A 13,474-nucleotide genomic window follows, 5' to 3' on the forward strand; every position below is an offset into this window, starting at 1 on the left:
ATCTCTTGAAGGGTAGCATGTATGAAGGACCTCCCGATCATCGATCCGCATTTTCATCTGTGGGATCTCGACAACAACTACCATCCGTGGCTGTCGGACGGCGTGAAACCGTCCGCCTTCGGCGACTACACCGCGATCTCCTCATCCGGCTGTTCATGCTGGAGGTGGAAAAGCAGCTCATCGCGCCGGGGCGGATAGAAGGCGACAGTCCGGCGGGCACTGTCGTCGACGGTGTTCTACCCAAGCCATGAAGTAGTGGATCGACAAGGGTGGCCGCCTTCCGCCCCACCTCGTCGATTGGCACAGGGCTCAACTGGCAGATCACCACGGTAGAGGTGGAGCACTTTGCCGATGAACCGCCGCCGGTGCGGATATTCGACGGTATGAAGTTCTGCGTGTCGGCCGATCAATAGCCCGATCGAAACTCTTCTGAAAAGCTGATCCTGTCACCGTCAATAACTACGGCAAAATAATCCATAATTTTAGTAGAAAAAGAACAACTGGTCTTTCTCGGTTGAGCCACCCTGCTAGGCTGTCGTCATGATCTTCTCGTCAAAAACAGGGGACCGTTCATGACCCGAAAACGATCAGCACGCATGGGATCCGACTTAATCACCATCGATCGCTGAGCAGTAGCGTCAGCACCGCAGCTTGCGTTCCACCCGTTCGAATGACGTAAGCAGGCCCAGATCTATTCGGCTTCCGGCCAAGCGTTTCGCCCGCTCGGCGGGCTGTCGCAGCGCGTGCGGCTCGACGCGCGCAGTTCGCTCGACGATCACAAAGACAACAACAACCATCAGGAACCTTCATGACCGAACGCACCACCTTGCTCTCCCTTTCGAGACGTCGTCTACTGATCACGACATCCGCGGCGGCGGCCGCCGCTCTGCTTGCACCGGAGGGTTTCACTCCGGCCCGGGCTGCCGACAGTCCGCGCGAAGGCGGCGACATCACCTTCCTGATCGACTCGCTCGGCGATACATGGATTCCGAACAACAGCGCGATCTCCAGCTTCCAGGGCCACATCTGGGGCCATGTGACCGACAAGCTTTTCTATGTCGATGCTGAAGGCAAGGTCAGCCCCTGGCTGGCCGAGCGCTGGGAACAGAACGATGCCGCCACCGAGTTCACGCTTCATATTAAAAGCGGCGTGACGTTCTCCGATGGCTCACCGCTCGATGCGGCGGCCGTCGTCGCCAACCTCGACATCTGGTACAGCGGGCGCAAGAACGAAGGCATCAACCCCATCGGTCTCTTCCCAAAAACCTACGACCACGCACAGGCCGTCAATGCCACCACGGTCAGGGTCTTCTTCAAGAAGCCCACGCTCGGCTTTATTCCGACGCTCGGCTATCACGGCTCGATCCTGATTTCTCCTAAGTCCATTGCGCAGCCCGCTTCTGAGCAGGCCGATCTGAGCAAGACTTCCGGCAGCGGCCCTTATGTGGTCGACTCCTGGAAGGAAGGCGATTTCGTCAAGCTGGTCAAGCGCAAGGACTATAACTGGGGTCCGGCCGCCGTCGGCCATACCGGTCCGGCCTTTCTTGATTCGATCACCTATAAGCTGGTGTCCGAACCGTCGCTCAGGGTCGCCTCGGTCCAGTCCGGACAAGCCGATGTCGCCTACAATGCCTCCCCCCAGGAGCTGAAATCCCTCAAAGAGGAGGGATTTACGATTGCCACGCCACGCTACCTCGGTTTCGTCAACGGCTGGGCGATCAACACCAAGCTTGCACCTTTCGATGACCTGAAGGTGCGTCAGGCCCTTCAGGCCGGCATCAATCGCCAGGAGATCATCGACACAGTCTACACATCCGATTGGCAACTGGCGAAATCGTTCATCCAAAGCAACGTGCCGGGCGCGACCGATCACAGCGCTTTGTTGGCATATGACCCCGGCAAGGCAGAGAAGCTCCTCGACGAGGCGGGCTGGCTGAAGGGCGCCGACGGCATCCGCGCCAAGGACGGAAAGCCACTTACGATAGCGCTCCACTCCAACCCCTATCTCGCAACGTCGAAATCCATCGACGAGCTCATCGCCCAGCAGCTCGGCAAGATCGGCTGGAAGGTTGACATTCGCGCCTACGACGTCGTGACCTTCGGCGAGAAGGTCAAGTATGGCGGCCCGGCCGTGCCGGCCTACGAAGTGACCCGCAGCTTCATCGATGCCGGCACCGTCGCCGGCATCCTGACCAATGCCAACAACGGCGAGAACTGGTTCGCCCTCGATGACCGCGATGCCAAGCTTAACGACTTGCGCGACAGAATCGCCGGCGCCGCCTCCATCGACGTGCGCAAGCCGGTTCTCGATGAGCTGCAGGAATATGTCCTTGAGCAGGGCTATTTTATCCCACGCACGCAGATCGTGCAGCGCATCTACGTACAGTCTCCGTCGCTCAAGGGCGAGGTCTACAACGGCGTTGCTTATGCCAGCTACTACACGGCTTTCGTCAGCGATTGAGGCGCACCGTAACCGGAAAATGCGAGGCACCGGCATGAGCAATACCTACCTAACCTACGCTGCAAAACGGCTCAGCCAGGCGCTCGTCGTCATCCTGCTGGCTTATGTCTTCACGTTCGTGGTCGTCAGCATCCTCCCCGGGGACCCGATCACCAGTGTCCTGCGGAATCCTCAGAACGGGTTCACCGAAGAAGAGATTGCCGAGATCATTGCGGCTCAAGGTCTGGACAAACCCGTTCTGGTGCAGCTGTGGAATGCCCTGTCGGCTTTCCTGACCGGTGACCTGGGCATGTCGATGCGGTCCAACCGGCCCGTTTCAAGCTTGATCGCCGAGGTACTCCCTTCGACGCTCATTCTAGCCTCCGCTGGTCTGGCCGTCGCTTTGGTCCTCGCAATGGCGGTTGCTTATGGAAGCCGCTTCATTCCCAGGCGCTACGGCCAGGGATTGTTGCGCGGCTTCCCGTCGCTGTTCCTGTCGGTGCCGAACTTCGTCATCGGCCTGGTACTGATCCACGTCTTTGGCTTCCAGCTCGGTCTCTTCCGCGTCATCAATCCCGACAGCTTCTGGGCGACCCTGTTTGCAGCGATCGCACTCGGCATTCCTGTTTCGGCGCAGATCGCCGAGGTCCTTATTGCAAATCTCGACAAGGAGGCGGAGCAGGAATACGCCACGGTTGCCAGCAGTCGCGGTATTGGCCAGGCGCGACTGTTCGCGAAACACCTGCTCAAGCCGGCCTCACTGCCCGTCGTCACGGTCATTGCGCTCACCATAGGGGAGCTTCTCGGTGGATCTCTGATCACCGAGACGGTCTTCGGGCGCACCGGTGTCGGGAGCCTTGTTCAGCGCTCGGTCAGCACGCAGGACCTGCCCGTTCTGCAGGCGGTCGTCTCGCTTGGTGCGGTGGTCTTCGTGCTCGTCAATCTCATTGCCGATCTTCTCTACCCGCTGCTAGACCCGCGCGTGAAGCTTCTTGGAAGGCCGAAGCGACGCCCCACTGCCGCGGACGACCCGTCCTTAGACACCAAGGCGGTGACGTCATGACATTCGTTTCGAACTCATCTCCGTCACGTACCCGCCTCGGCGGTTGGTCGACAGCCCTGCGGATGCCGCCGACGGTGGCGCTTTCGTTCGCGGTCGTCGCGGTGGTGGTTGCCTGGTCGCTCGCACCGAGCCTGTTCACCATTCACGGCCCCGTCGCCGGCGTCCCGGCGGAAAAATTGCTGGGCCCTAGCATGAGTCACTGGTTCGGCACCGATCATCTCGGACGCGACGTCTATACCCGTGTGGTCTACGGCACGGCCTCCTCTGTCTCGAGCGCGCTCGTGGCGGTCCTGATCGGGGTTGTCGCCGGAGGGTTCATTGGGCTTCTGGCCGGTTTTCTCGGCGGCTGGGTCGATGTCGTTTTCGCCCGCCTCGTCGATGTGCTGCTCGCCATTCCCAAATTTCTGCTCGCCGTCATCGTCGTCAGCGCGATCGGCTTCGAGACCATCAACGCCGCTGTCGCCACCGGCGTGTCGGCGGTGGCCTTCTTTGCCCGCGTGACACGCTCTGAGGTCATAAAGACCAGACAAGCGACCTTTGTCGAGGCGTCGTTCCTGCTCGGCGGTTCGCGCAGGTACATCCTTTTGCGCCACGTCCTGCCGAACGCCTCGCGTTCCGTGTTGCCGCTCGCCGTCCTGCAGTTCGGCGAGTCGATCCTGGTAATCGCCAGCCTTGCCTTCCTCGGCTACGGCGACCCGCCGCCCGCTTCGGACTGGGGCCTGCTGATCTCGATCGGCAAGGATTACCTCAAATGGCCGTGGCTCGTATACGCGCCCGCCTTCGTCACCATCTTGACCGTCCTCTCCGTCAATAGGATCAGCCGATGGCTTCGCAAAACAGACTGACTGCGCCACTCCTTCGAAGACAGACGCCCGCACCCGCGCCGCAACCCGCGGCACCTCTCCTTCTGGTCGAGGGACTTTCCGTCGCCTATGGAAAGCAGGAGGTCGTTCAAGACGTCGGCTTCGAACTGGGACATGGCAAAAGCCTCGCCATTATTGGCGAATCCGGCTCCGGAAAATCCACCATCGCCCGCGCGCTGCTGCGGCTTCTGCCCGGCGGCGCGCGGGCAGGCGGGCATGTCCGGTTCGATGGTCAGGAACTGCTGGCCCTGCCCGAACGCCGGTTCCGGCCCTTGCGTGGACGGGCGATCGGATTTGTCCCGCAGGATCCCGGCAACGCCCTCAACCCGGTGCGAACGATCGGTGCGCAGGCGATGGAAGCGGCAGCCCTGACCGACGAGCCAAGTGCCGTTATCCGAAGAGCGCTTGTCCTCGAGACCTTTGCCCAGATCGGACTCGACAATGCGCATCGAGTATACGACTCCTATCCACATCAACTCTCCGGCGGCATGCTGCAACGCGTGCTGATCGGTCTTGCCGTCCTGCCGCGTCCCGCGCTCCTCGTTGCAGACGAGCCGACCTCCGCCCTCGACGTTACGATCCAGAAACGGATCCTCGATCTGCTCTCGCGTCTGCAGCACGAGTTGGATATCAGTCTGCTCCTCATTACCCACGATTTGGCAATCGCGGCGGAGCGGGCCGACTCGTTGGTGGTCCTCAAGGACGGCACCGTTCAGGAGGCAGGAGGGACATCGGCTGTCTTCTCATCGCCCGCATCGAACTATGCCAGGAAACTGCATGCCGATGTCCCGGCCCTCAATCCTGATCGTTATGCGAGGCTTCGCGATCCCGGCTTTGGTCTCCTCGATGCCACCAACCAGGCGCCGAAGATCGAAGTGAGCGCCGTCACCAAGAGGTTCACGATCGATGGCAAACACCTGACCGCCGTCGATGACGTTTCCTTCAGCGTCCCGGCGGGAACGACCCATGCGCTGGTCGGCGAATCGGGATCCGGCAAGACGACGACGATCCGGCTGCTGCTGGGGCTTGAAGAACCGGATGCGGGCGAGATTTCGGTGGCAGGCGAGCGCCTAACCGGGCTCTCGCACGCGTCGCTGCGCACAGTCTGGCGGCATCTTCAGTTCGTCTACCAGAACCCGTTTACCTCGCTCGACCCGACCTGGAGCGTCGAGCATCTGGTGCGCGAGCCTCTCGACCGCTTCAAGGTCGGCACGCCCAGGGAGCGGGCCGAAGAGGTCCGCGAGGCGCTCGCCAATGTCGGTCTTGGCGAACATCTGCTGACGCGCAAGCCTGGAGCCTTGTCCGGCGGTCAGCGCCAGCGTGTGGCAATCGCTCGGTCATTGATCCTGAAGCCCGACGTCATCGTCCTGGACGAGCCGACTTCCGCTCTCGATGTCGGCGTCCAGGCCGACATTGTCGAAGTGCTGCTCTCCCTGCAGGCGAAGCTTGGCCTCACCTATGTCTTCGTGTCCCATGACCTGGCACTGGTGCGCCAGCTTGCTCACACCGTCTCGGTCATGCAGCGGGGCAGCATCGTGGAGCATGGAACCATCAAGGACATTTTTGATAATCCTCGGCATCCCTACACGGCATCGCTGCTGCAATCGATCCCTTCCGGCTTCGCCGGTCCTGCTCGCGGGCAGCAACCGCGATCCCTGCAAGCATTCCGAGAGGAGCAGATCGCATGACTATCGCCATGCAATCCACCACCCTGCCCGCATCGTTCCGTCCCAAGCAGCGGCTGGGTTTCAACACCCGGGTGTCGTTCAATGATGATGCCGGACCTGCCCAAGGCCTGCGCGATGGGATTGAACTGTTCAAACAGGCCGAGCGGCTCGGTTACCAGTCTGGTTGGGCCTATCAGCGGCACTTCGACCACTACCTTTCGTCGCCGCTCCCGTTCTTCGCCGCGGCCGGCCAGCATGCCAGGCATATCACGTTTGGATCGGCGGTCATTCCGATGCGCTATCAGGATCCAATCCTGCTCGCGGAAGCCGCCGGCACGACCGACCTGTTGATCGACGGCCGGTTGGAACTCGCAATCTCGACCGGCACCAACGCAAGCTTTGATGCCGTGTTCGGCGCCGTCGACACCGACGCGCGCACAGAGGCCAAACGCCGCCAGGCACGCTTTCTCTCCGCGATTGCAGGGGACGTCCTCCATAGGGTTGTCGAGCAAGGTCCCGGTGCGCCACAGGGTGCTGAGCTGCGTGTGACGCCGTATAGCCCGACGCTCAGGGCCCGCATTCGCCAAGGTTCGGCCAGCATCGAGTCTGCCGTGCAGGCAGCCGAGCTCGGCATCGGGCTCATCTCCGGGACTGTCCTGCACGACCAGGCCGAAGGAGAGACATTCGGGCAGTATCAGGCCCGCATCATCGAGACTTTTCGTGTCACCTGGCACAAGAGGTGGGCGACGGAGCCGCCGCCCGTGGCCGTCGCCGCCTCCATCCTCGTCGGCACCACCGCAGAACTGCGCGAGAAATATGCGGCCTATGATCTGGAGCGCCGCACCAAGGGCATTGCCGCGTCACGTCCCATAGGCGCGCTTGCCCCTGCCGGTCAGCCGGCGGGCGCCCAGATTTCGCCTGTCTTCCAGGGAACGCCGGATCAAGTGATCGATGCTGTCCTCAATGACCCTGGGCTTGCCGCCGCCGATGAGGTCGTGCTCTTCCTCCCTCCCGCCTTTGGACTTGCCGAAAACCTACGGCTTTTGACCGATCTTGCCGAGACGGTTGCTCCAGAGCTCGGATGGTCACCCACCCTCGGACCGTGAGTGTTTCTGCGGCGGATTTGGGTAGCCCTCAGCCCATCTTGCCCGTACCACGCGAATATTTTCTATACAATCTATAGAATTAGAAAGACCTGTCTTCCTGCCCTCTCCCCTGCGACTTAACCTCGTCTCACTCTTCGGAAAACATCAAGGAGCGCACATGGCCGCGGAATTCATAAGTGTCAGCTTTCCCAACGCGTCAAACGACCTGAACCCAATTCCCGACGCGCCGGTGGATCCTCGCTTTCTCGAGCGCTATGCCCGCGCCCTCGACGACTACGGTTTCAACTACACGCTGATCCCATACTCCTCCTCGTCCTTCGACCCCTTCACGATCGGCGCCACGGTTCTCGCGCACACGAAGAACATCAAGATCATCGTCGCGCTGCGGCCGAACACCGTCTATCCGACGGTCGCAGCCAAATCGCTGGCAACGCTCGATCAACTGAGCGGCGGCCGCGTCGTCGTCCACTTCATTGCCGGCGGCAGCGACGAAGAGCAGTCGCGTGAAGGCGATTTCCTCAACAAGGAAGAGCGCTATGAGCGGCAGGAAGAGTACATTCATATCCTGCGGCTTGCCTGGATGTCGAAGGAGCCTTTTGATTTCGACGGTAAATATTATCAGTTCAAACAATTCCGCAGCGCTGTACGCCCGATCAACGGGCTCATTCCGATTTCGCTTGGCGGCTCATCGGATGCAGCCTATCGCATCGGCGGTTCGCTCTGCGATATCTTCGGACTTTGGGGCGAGCCGCTCAAGGAAACGAAACAGCAAATTGATCGTATTTACGCGCAAGCCGCAAAGGCAGGCCGGACGGACCGCCCGCGTATCTGGGTGACGTTCCGGCCGATTGTGGCCGAAACGGACGAGCTTGCGTGGCAAAAGGCGCATAAAGTCCTGGATCGCCTGAACGAGAACCGCCAGAGGGGTCTGGCGCGCGCGCCCATCAACGCCGCGCCGCCAGCCAATGTCGGTTCGCAGCGCCTCCTGGATATCGCCAAGCGCGGCGATGTTCATGACCGAGCCCTCTGGTATCCGACGGTCACGGCCACCAATGCCAGCGGCGCGACCACGGCACTTGTCGGTTCGCCGCGCACGATTGCCGATTCCATTCTCGACTACATCGATCTTGGCGCCGATCTGATCTCGATCCGCGGCTACGACAACTTCAACGATGCGGTGGATTACGGCCGCTACATCCTGCCGCTCGTGCGCGAAGGTATTCGCGAACGGGAAGAGGCGAAGAAAAAGAACGCCGCGTGATGCATTCGGTCTGGGCCCATTCCCAAGATCCGATCTTCTTTCTTATCTCGGTGCAGAGCGATCCTTTCGTCCGGTGGTGACGGATGATGTCCCTCGACAGCCAGAAGGCCACACCCCGCATGTCCCATGATCCAATCATCCTCGACGCTACGGCGCGCATTCTCGCAGAGGCCGCACCGGAAGCGGACCAGGCCGGCCAGTTTCCCTGGATCGGTATTCGAGCCGTTTATGAGGCTGGCCTCCTCGAAAGCACCGTTGCGACCCGCTATGGCGGTCAAGGTGGGACGCTTGCCGATGCGGCTCATATCCTCGCAGCTCTGGGCCGGGGTGACCCTTCAGTCGCTCTGATCACCGCTATGACGATCTTCACCCATCTGGCGCAGGCGACAAAGGACTATTGGCCGGACAATCTCTATCGGCGCCTGCTGGCGGAAGCGAAGCAGCGTCCGCTGCTGCTCAACGCCGCGCGCGTGGAGCCGGAACTGGGGTCGCCAGCACGCGGCGGCCTGCCTGGGACGATCGCCCGCCGCACGGCGACCGGCTGGTCGATCACGGGTCGTAAGCGTTTCGTGACGGGCGCCTGCGGGCTCACGCATTTTCTCGTCTGGGCACATACGGACGAATTGCCAGGGCGGGTTGGAACCTTCGTCGTGCCGAACGGTCTTCCCGGCATCCAGGTTGTCGAGAACTGGAAAAGCCTTGGCATGCGCGCCACAGGATCGCATGACGTCGAATACAAGGATGTCGAGATCCCGGCGGAAAACGTGCTGGAACTCGTCGATCCTTCCGTGGCCCAACAGGACAACCGCGTCCATGCGGCGATCACCCTGGCGCTGACTGCAATCTATCTCGGGGCGGCCGAAGCCGCACAGGCGGCCTTCATCCGTTTCGCCCATGAGCGCGTGCCGGCCAATCTCGGCCATCCCATTGCCCGCACCGAGCGTTTCATGACGCTCTCGGGCGAAATCGACCTGCTTGTCTCCGGTGCCCGCCAGATCATCTTCGGCGCATTGGAAAACAGCCAGGGCGATGCGGATAACCTGATCAGGGCGAGACTTTTGGCCGGCCGACAGATCCGTGAGGCGGTGCAGATCGCAGTCCGCGGCATCGGCAATCCGGGCCTTAATGCGGATCTCGGGCTTGAACGGCATTTCCGGGATATCCAGTCGGTACTCGTCCATGCGCCGCAGGAAGATACGTCCGTCTCGATCCTGGGCCGTGCCGCCTTCGACCGATGGCACCGGGCCGAAGCCGACCGGCCGGGCTGCCCCGAGAGTATCTCCATTCTCAAGACGGCCTGATGGGAGAGCAGGGACGTCGTCTCTCCATATCTCAAAACGAACTCTCGAAGGGAAATGGAATGAACAACAATCTGATCGTCGGCTTCTCGGGCAATATCTCGCGGCCCTCCAGCACGAAGCGTTTCGTGGAAAATGTGACGGAGGCGCTCGCGAAGCAAGCCGGCCTGAGTCATGCGGTTTTCGATGTCGAAGATCTCGGATCGTCTCTGACGGCAGCACGGTCGGTGACCGATCTCGATCCCGCCGCGCGCAAGGTCGTCCGCACGATCATCGACGCCGATGCGCTCGTCATCGGATCGCCGACCTATAAGGGAAGCTATACCGGCCTCTTCAAGCACGTGATCGATCTGCTCGATCCCGCCGATCTGCGCGGCAAGCCGATCGTGCTGACGGCGACAGGAGGCGGAGACCGGCATTCGCTTGTCGTCGAGCACCAGTTGCGACCACTCTTTGCGTTTTTCGAGGCCTTCGTGACGCCGACCGCGATCTACGCCTCGGGCCGTGATTTCATCGACGGCGCCCCCTCGCCTGCGATACTCGGTCGCGTGAACCAGGCGCTTGGCGAGGCTTCCCTGCTTTTGAACGCACGCTCGAGATTGGCGGCAATAGCGGCAGAATAGGCCGCTGCTGGCATCTGCTTCGATTGGGGCGGTCTGCATTTATCGCAAGTACACCGCAATGAAATCCGGAGACCGGCGACAAGCAGATTTTTTCGACGTTTCGACTGCGCGGAGCGATTTGCTCTCATTTTACGCTTCAGAATAGAACACCATAGATTTTGTCGAAATACTTAGCCTGTCGGCTTAGGCTGGTTCCCGGCTTTAGTGAAACCTTTCTGAAATTCCTCGCGGAGAATCACGCCGCACCGCGTTTTCTGAAATCATTTCGCCCGATGGGGGTATCTATGAAGGCACTCAGCCTTTCGACATTCGTGAAATTCAATCGCCACAAAGCTCTGGGCGCTGCATTCGGTATCGTCGCCACACTGTTGGCAGGACAGGCCGCCGCCGAGGGCAAGATCACGATCGCGCAGCAGTTCGGAATTTCCTATCTGATCCTGGATGTCGTTCGCGACCAAAAACTCATCGAAAAGCATGGTAAGCAAGCCGGCGTCGATATCGAAGTCGAGTGGGCGAGCATCTCTGGTGCGACTGCGATGAACGAGGCGCTTCTCGCCAACAATCTCGACATCGTTTCGGCAGGCGTGCCGCCGGCATTGACAATGTGGGACCGTTCCAAGGGCGACGTAAAGCTGGTGGCTGCGCTCGGTTCATTACCGAACTACCTGCTGACGACCAGTCCTGATGTGCACACACTCAAGGATTTCAGTGACAAAGACCGGATCGCTGTTCCTGCCGCCGGCGTCGGCTTCCAGTCGCGAACGCTGCAGATCGAGGCCGCCAAACTCTTCGGGCCGGATAATTTCCAGAAGCTCGATCAGATTTCCGTCAGCCTCCCTCACCCGGACGCGACCGCGGCGCTGATCTCTGGTGGCACAGAAGTGAATTCGCACTTTTCCTCTGCACCCTTCTATTACCAGGCCCTGCAGGCAAACAAGGCGGTGCATAAGGTCATCAGTTCCTATGACATCCTCGGTGGGCCGGCGACCTTCAACGTGCTTTATACCACCGCGGCTTTCCACGACGAAAATCCGAAGACCTATGCCGCCTTCTACTCTGCGCTGCGTGAAGCTGCAGACTGGATCAATGCAAACAAGGAGAAAGCGGCAGAGACGTTCATACGCCAGCAGAATTCGAAGCTCTCGCCGCAGCTCGTCCTCGAAATCATCAACGATCCCGAGAACGATTTCACCATCGTCCCTCAGAATACATTCGTTTACGCGACGGAGCTTCACAAGCTCGGCGTGCTGAAGAGCGAAGCCCAGTCCTGGAAGGATTATTTCTTCCCTGAGGCTCATGGCGGGAACGGCGGCTAACGTCATCCTCACACCCTTCAGCAGGATCTGGAGGCAGCTTGCGAGGCAAGTCGCCTCCAGATCGGTAAATCCGATGGAAATGACAATGGACGCTATGACTGTACCTACCAGGCAGCCCAGTTGGGCAAACGGCGCACCACCTTCATCGCCCCTTCTTTCAGTCGAGGGCGTCACGCTGGAATATCAGGTGCCTGGTCGCGTGGTTCGCGCCACGCAGAATGTCAGCTTCGCTGTCTGGGAAGCCGACCGTTTCATCCTGCTCGGGGCTTCAGGCTGCGGCAAGTCCACCCTCTTGAAGGCAGTCGGCGGCTTCCTCGTGCCGCGCACCGGCCGGATACTGCTCGACGGTCGCCCGGTGCATGATCCCGGACCGGACCGTGTCGTCGTTTTTCAGGAGTTCGACCAGTTGCCGCCGTGGAAGACCGTTCGCGAGAACGTCGCCTTTCCGGTACGGGCTTCCGGCCGCCTCAATCGCAAGGAGGCCCTTGAACGAGCGGAACACTATATCGAGAAGGTCGGTTTGACCCGTTTTGCCGATGCCTATCCGAACACCCTATCCGGCGGCATGAAGCAACGCGTCGCCATTGCCCGTGCACTCGCCATGGAACCACGTATCCTGCTGATGGACGAACCATTCGCCGCTCTGGATGCGTTGACCCGGCGCAAGATGCAGGAAGAGCTTCTGGCGCTGTGGGAAGAGGTGCGCTTCACCCTGCTGTTCGTCACCCACTCCATTGAAGAAGCACTGGTGGTCGGCAACCGAATCGCGCTCCTGTCGCCGCATCCCGGACGGATGCGGGCCGAGATCAACAGCCATGAATGGGATCTGGCTAGTGGCGGAAGCCCACAGTTCCAGGCGGCCGCAAACCGCATTCACGACCTTCTGTTCGAAAGTGCCGAGGTCGAGGAAGAAAACCATGACTGATGTTCTGAGCGCCGATGCGAAAACCGCTCCGCAACCCATGCCGCCGCTCCGCCCCGAATACGAGCGGCCGCTCGAGCCACTTGCAGACACGACGAGCGAAGAGGTTCTTCCGGTCTATCGAAGACTCTGGCAGCGCGCCTGGCCGCGCAAAAGCCTGATCCTGCTCTGTCTCGCCTTGCTATGGGAAATCATCGCGAGACTTCAGGCAAACGAGCTGCTGCTGCCACCGTTTTCGGCTGCGATCAGGGCTCTGGTAGAGGACACCATCAGTGGCGTCATTCCAGTCCGCGCCCTGAACTCGCTGGATGTCCTTATCAAGGGCTATGCGGCAGGCGTCGTTCTTGCCTTCGTGCTCACCTCGCTGGCCGTCTCCACCCAGCTCGGCCGAGACCTTTTGTCGACGCTGACCTCCATGCTCAATCCCCTGCCCCCGATCGCGCTTCTACCGCTGGCGCTGCTTTGGTTCGGGCTGGGACAGGGAAGTCTCGTCTTCGTGCTGATCCATTCGGTACTCTGGCCGCTGGCGCTCAACATGTATACCGGTTTTACGGGCGTGCCGGAAACCTTGCGGATGGCCGGCCGCAATTACGGGCTGCGAGGAGTCCGCTACGTGCTTTTCATCCTCGTGCCTGCAGCCCTGCCGTCAATCATTGCGGGCCTTAAGATCGGGTGGGCCTTCGCCTGGCGCACACTGATTGCGGCCGAACTGGTCTTCGGAGCCTCCTCCGGCAAGGGCGGGCTTGGCTGGTACATCTTCCAGAACCGAAACGAGCTCTACACCGACCGGGTCTTTGCTGGGCTGATCACGGTCATCCTCTTCGGCCTTCTGGTCGAGAACGTCCTCTTCCGCCAGCTGGAGTGCAGGACTGTGGCGAAATGGGGAATGGCGCGCTAACGCGGCGAGGACATGGA

Annotated in this window: 12 protein-coding genes; all 12 read left to right on the forward strand. The window is 60.7% G+C overall.

The window, feature by feature from the left end; translation table 11 throughout:
• Positions 1 to 269: 269 nt before the first annotated feature.
• The 12 genes from AM571_RS36780 to AM571_RS34345 all read left to right on the forward strand — a co-directional run bounded on the left by AM571_RS36780 (position 270) and on the right by AM571_RS34345 (position 13,457).
• Positions 270 to 413 (forward strand): hypothetical protein, encoded by a 144-nt coding sequence (locus tag AM571_RS36780; RefSeq protein WP_155774575.1) that lies wholly within the window; start codon positions 270 to 272, stop codon positions 411 to 413.
• 395 nt (positions 414 to 808) lie between these two features.
• Positions 809 to 2,461 (forward strand): ABC transporter substrate-binding protein, encoded by a 1,653-nt coding sequence (locus tag AM571_RS34295; protein ID WP_074065353.1) that lies wholly within the window; start codon positions 809 to 811, stop codon positions 2,459 to 2,461.
• Between the two features lie 34 nt (positions 2,462 to 2,495).
• Positions 2,496 to 3,503, forward strand: coding sequence for an ABC transporter permease (locus AM571_RS34300; protein WP_074065354.1), 1,008 nt, complete (start codon positions 2,496 to 2,498; stop codon positions 3,501 to 3,503).
• Positions 3,500 to 4,348 carry an ABC transporter permease gene (locus AM571_RS34305; protein ID WP_074065355.1) on the forward strand — a complete coding sequence of 283 codons (849 nt, stop codon included), beginning with the start codon at positions 3,500 to 3,502 and terminating at the stop codon, positions 4,346 to 4,348. Before AM571_RS34300 ends, AM571_RS34305 begins: the two co-directional genes overlap by 4 nt.
• Positions 4,327 to 6,054, forward strand: a complete 1,728-nt coding sequence (locus AM571_RS34310; RefSeq protein ID WP_074065356.1) for an ABC transporter ATP-binding protein — start codon at positions 4,327 to 4,329, stop codon at positions 6,052 to 6,054. Before AM571_RS34305 ends, AM571_RS34310 begins: the two co-directional genes overlap by 22 nt.
• A complete protein-coding gene (locus tag AM571_RS34315) occupies positions 6,051 to 7,139 on the forward strand; it encodes an LLM class flavin-dependent oxidoreductase (protein WP_074065357.1) in 1,089 nt (362 codons plus the stop codon). Before AM571_RS34310 ends, AM571_RS34315 begins: the two co-directional genes overlap by 4 nt.
• A gap of 157 nt (positions 7,140 to 7,296) precedes the next feature.
• Positions 7,297 to 8,400 carry an LLM class flavin-dependent oxidoreductase gene (locus AM571_RS34320; RefSeq protein ID WP_074065358.1) on the forward strand — a complete coding sequence of 368 codons (1,104 nt, stop codon included), beginning with the start codon at positions 7,297 to 7,299 and terminating at the stop codon, positions 8,398 to 8,400.
• 119 nt (positions 8,401 to 8,519) lie between these two features.
• The gene (locus AM571_RS34325; RefSeq protein WP_074065747.1) at positions 8,520 to 9,701 is read left to right on the forward strand and encodes an acyl-CoA dehydrogenase family protein; all 1,182 of its coding nucleotides are present in this window, start codon (positions 8,520 to 8,522) and stop codon (positions 9,699 to 9,701) included.
• Between the two features lie 59 nt (positions 9,702 to 9,760).
• A complete protein-coding gene (gene msuE, locus AM571_RS34330; RefSeq protein WP_074065359.1) occupies positions 9,761 to 10,321 on the forward strand; it encodes an FMN reductase in 561 nt (186 codons plus the stop codon).
• 284 nt (positions 10,322 to 10,605) lie between these two features.
• Complete coding sequence (locus AM571_RS34335; protein WP_074065360.1) at positions 10,606 to 11,637, forward strand: ABC transporter substrate-binding protein; 1,032 nt, start codon at positions 10,606 to 10,608, stop codon at positions 11,635 to 11,637.
• Between the two features lie 85 nt (positions 11,638 to 11,722).
• Entirely contained in the window at positions 11,723 to 12,562 is an 840-nt protein-coding gene (locus tag AM571_RS34340) for an ABC transporter ATP-binding protein (protein WP_074065361.1), read from the forward strand.
• The gene (locus AM571_RS34345) at positions 12,555 to 13,457 is read left to right on the forward strand and encodes an ABC transporter permease (protein ID WP_237358623.1); all 903 of its coding nucleotides are present in this window, start codon (positions 12,555 to 12,557) and stop codon (positions 13,455 to 13,457) included. The genes AM571_RS34340 and AM571_RS34345 overlap by 8 nt, the downstream gene beginning before the upstream one ends.
• The last annotated feature ends 17 nt before the right edge of the window (positions 13,458 to 13,474 follow it).

This window comes from Rhizobium etli 8C-3, assembly GCF_001908375.1.
Lineage (GTDB): Bacteria > Pseudomonadota > Alphaproteobacteria > Rhizobiales > Rhizobiaceae > Rhizobium > Rhizobium etli_B.

Coding starts and splice junctions, on each gene's coding strand:
- AM571_RS34305 (WP_074065355.1), top strand. CDS start 3,500: ATGACATTCGTTTCGAACTCATCTCCGTCACGTACCCGCCTCGGCGGT.
- AM571_RS34315 (WP_074065357.1), top strand. CDS start 6,051: ATGACTATCGCCATGCAATCCACCACCCTGCCCGCATCGTTCCGTCCC.
- AM571_RS34325 (WP_074065747.1), top strand. CDS start 8,520: ATGTCCCATGATCCAATCATCCTCGACGCTACGGCGCGCATTCTCGCA.
- AM571_RS34310 (WP_074065356.1), top strand. CDS start 4,327: ATGGCTTCGCAAAACAGACTGACTGCGCCACTCCTTCGAAGACAGACG.
- AM571_RS34300 (WP_074065354.1), top strand. CDS start 2,496: ATGAGCAATACCTACCTAACCTACGCTGCAAAACGGCTCAGCCAGGCG.
- AM571_RS34335 (WP_074065360.1), top strand. CDS start 10,606: ATGAAGGCACTCAGCCTTTCGACATTCGTGAAATTCAATCGCCACAAA.
- AM571_RS34340 (WP_074065361.1), top strand. CDS start 11,723: ATGGACGCTATGACTGTACCTACCAGGCAGCCCAGTTGGGCAAACGGC.
- AM571_RS34345 (WP_237358623.1), top strand. CDS start 12,555: ATGACTGATGTTCTGAGCGCCGATGCGAAAACCGCTCCGCAACCCATG.
- msuE (WP_074065359.1), top strand. CDS start 9,761: ATGAACAACAATCTGATCGTCGGCTTCTCGGGCAATATCTCGCGGCCC.
- AM571_RS34320 (WP_074065358.1), top strand. CDS start 7,297: ATGGCCGCGGAATTCATAAGTGTCAGCTTTCCCAACGCGTCAAACGAC.
- AM571_RS34295 (WP_074065353.1), top strand. CDS start 809: ATGACCGAACGCACCACCTTGCTCTCCCTTTCGAGACGTCGTCTACTG.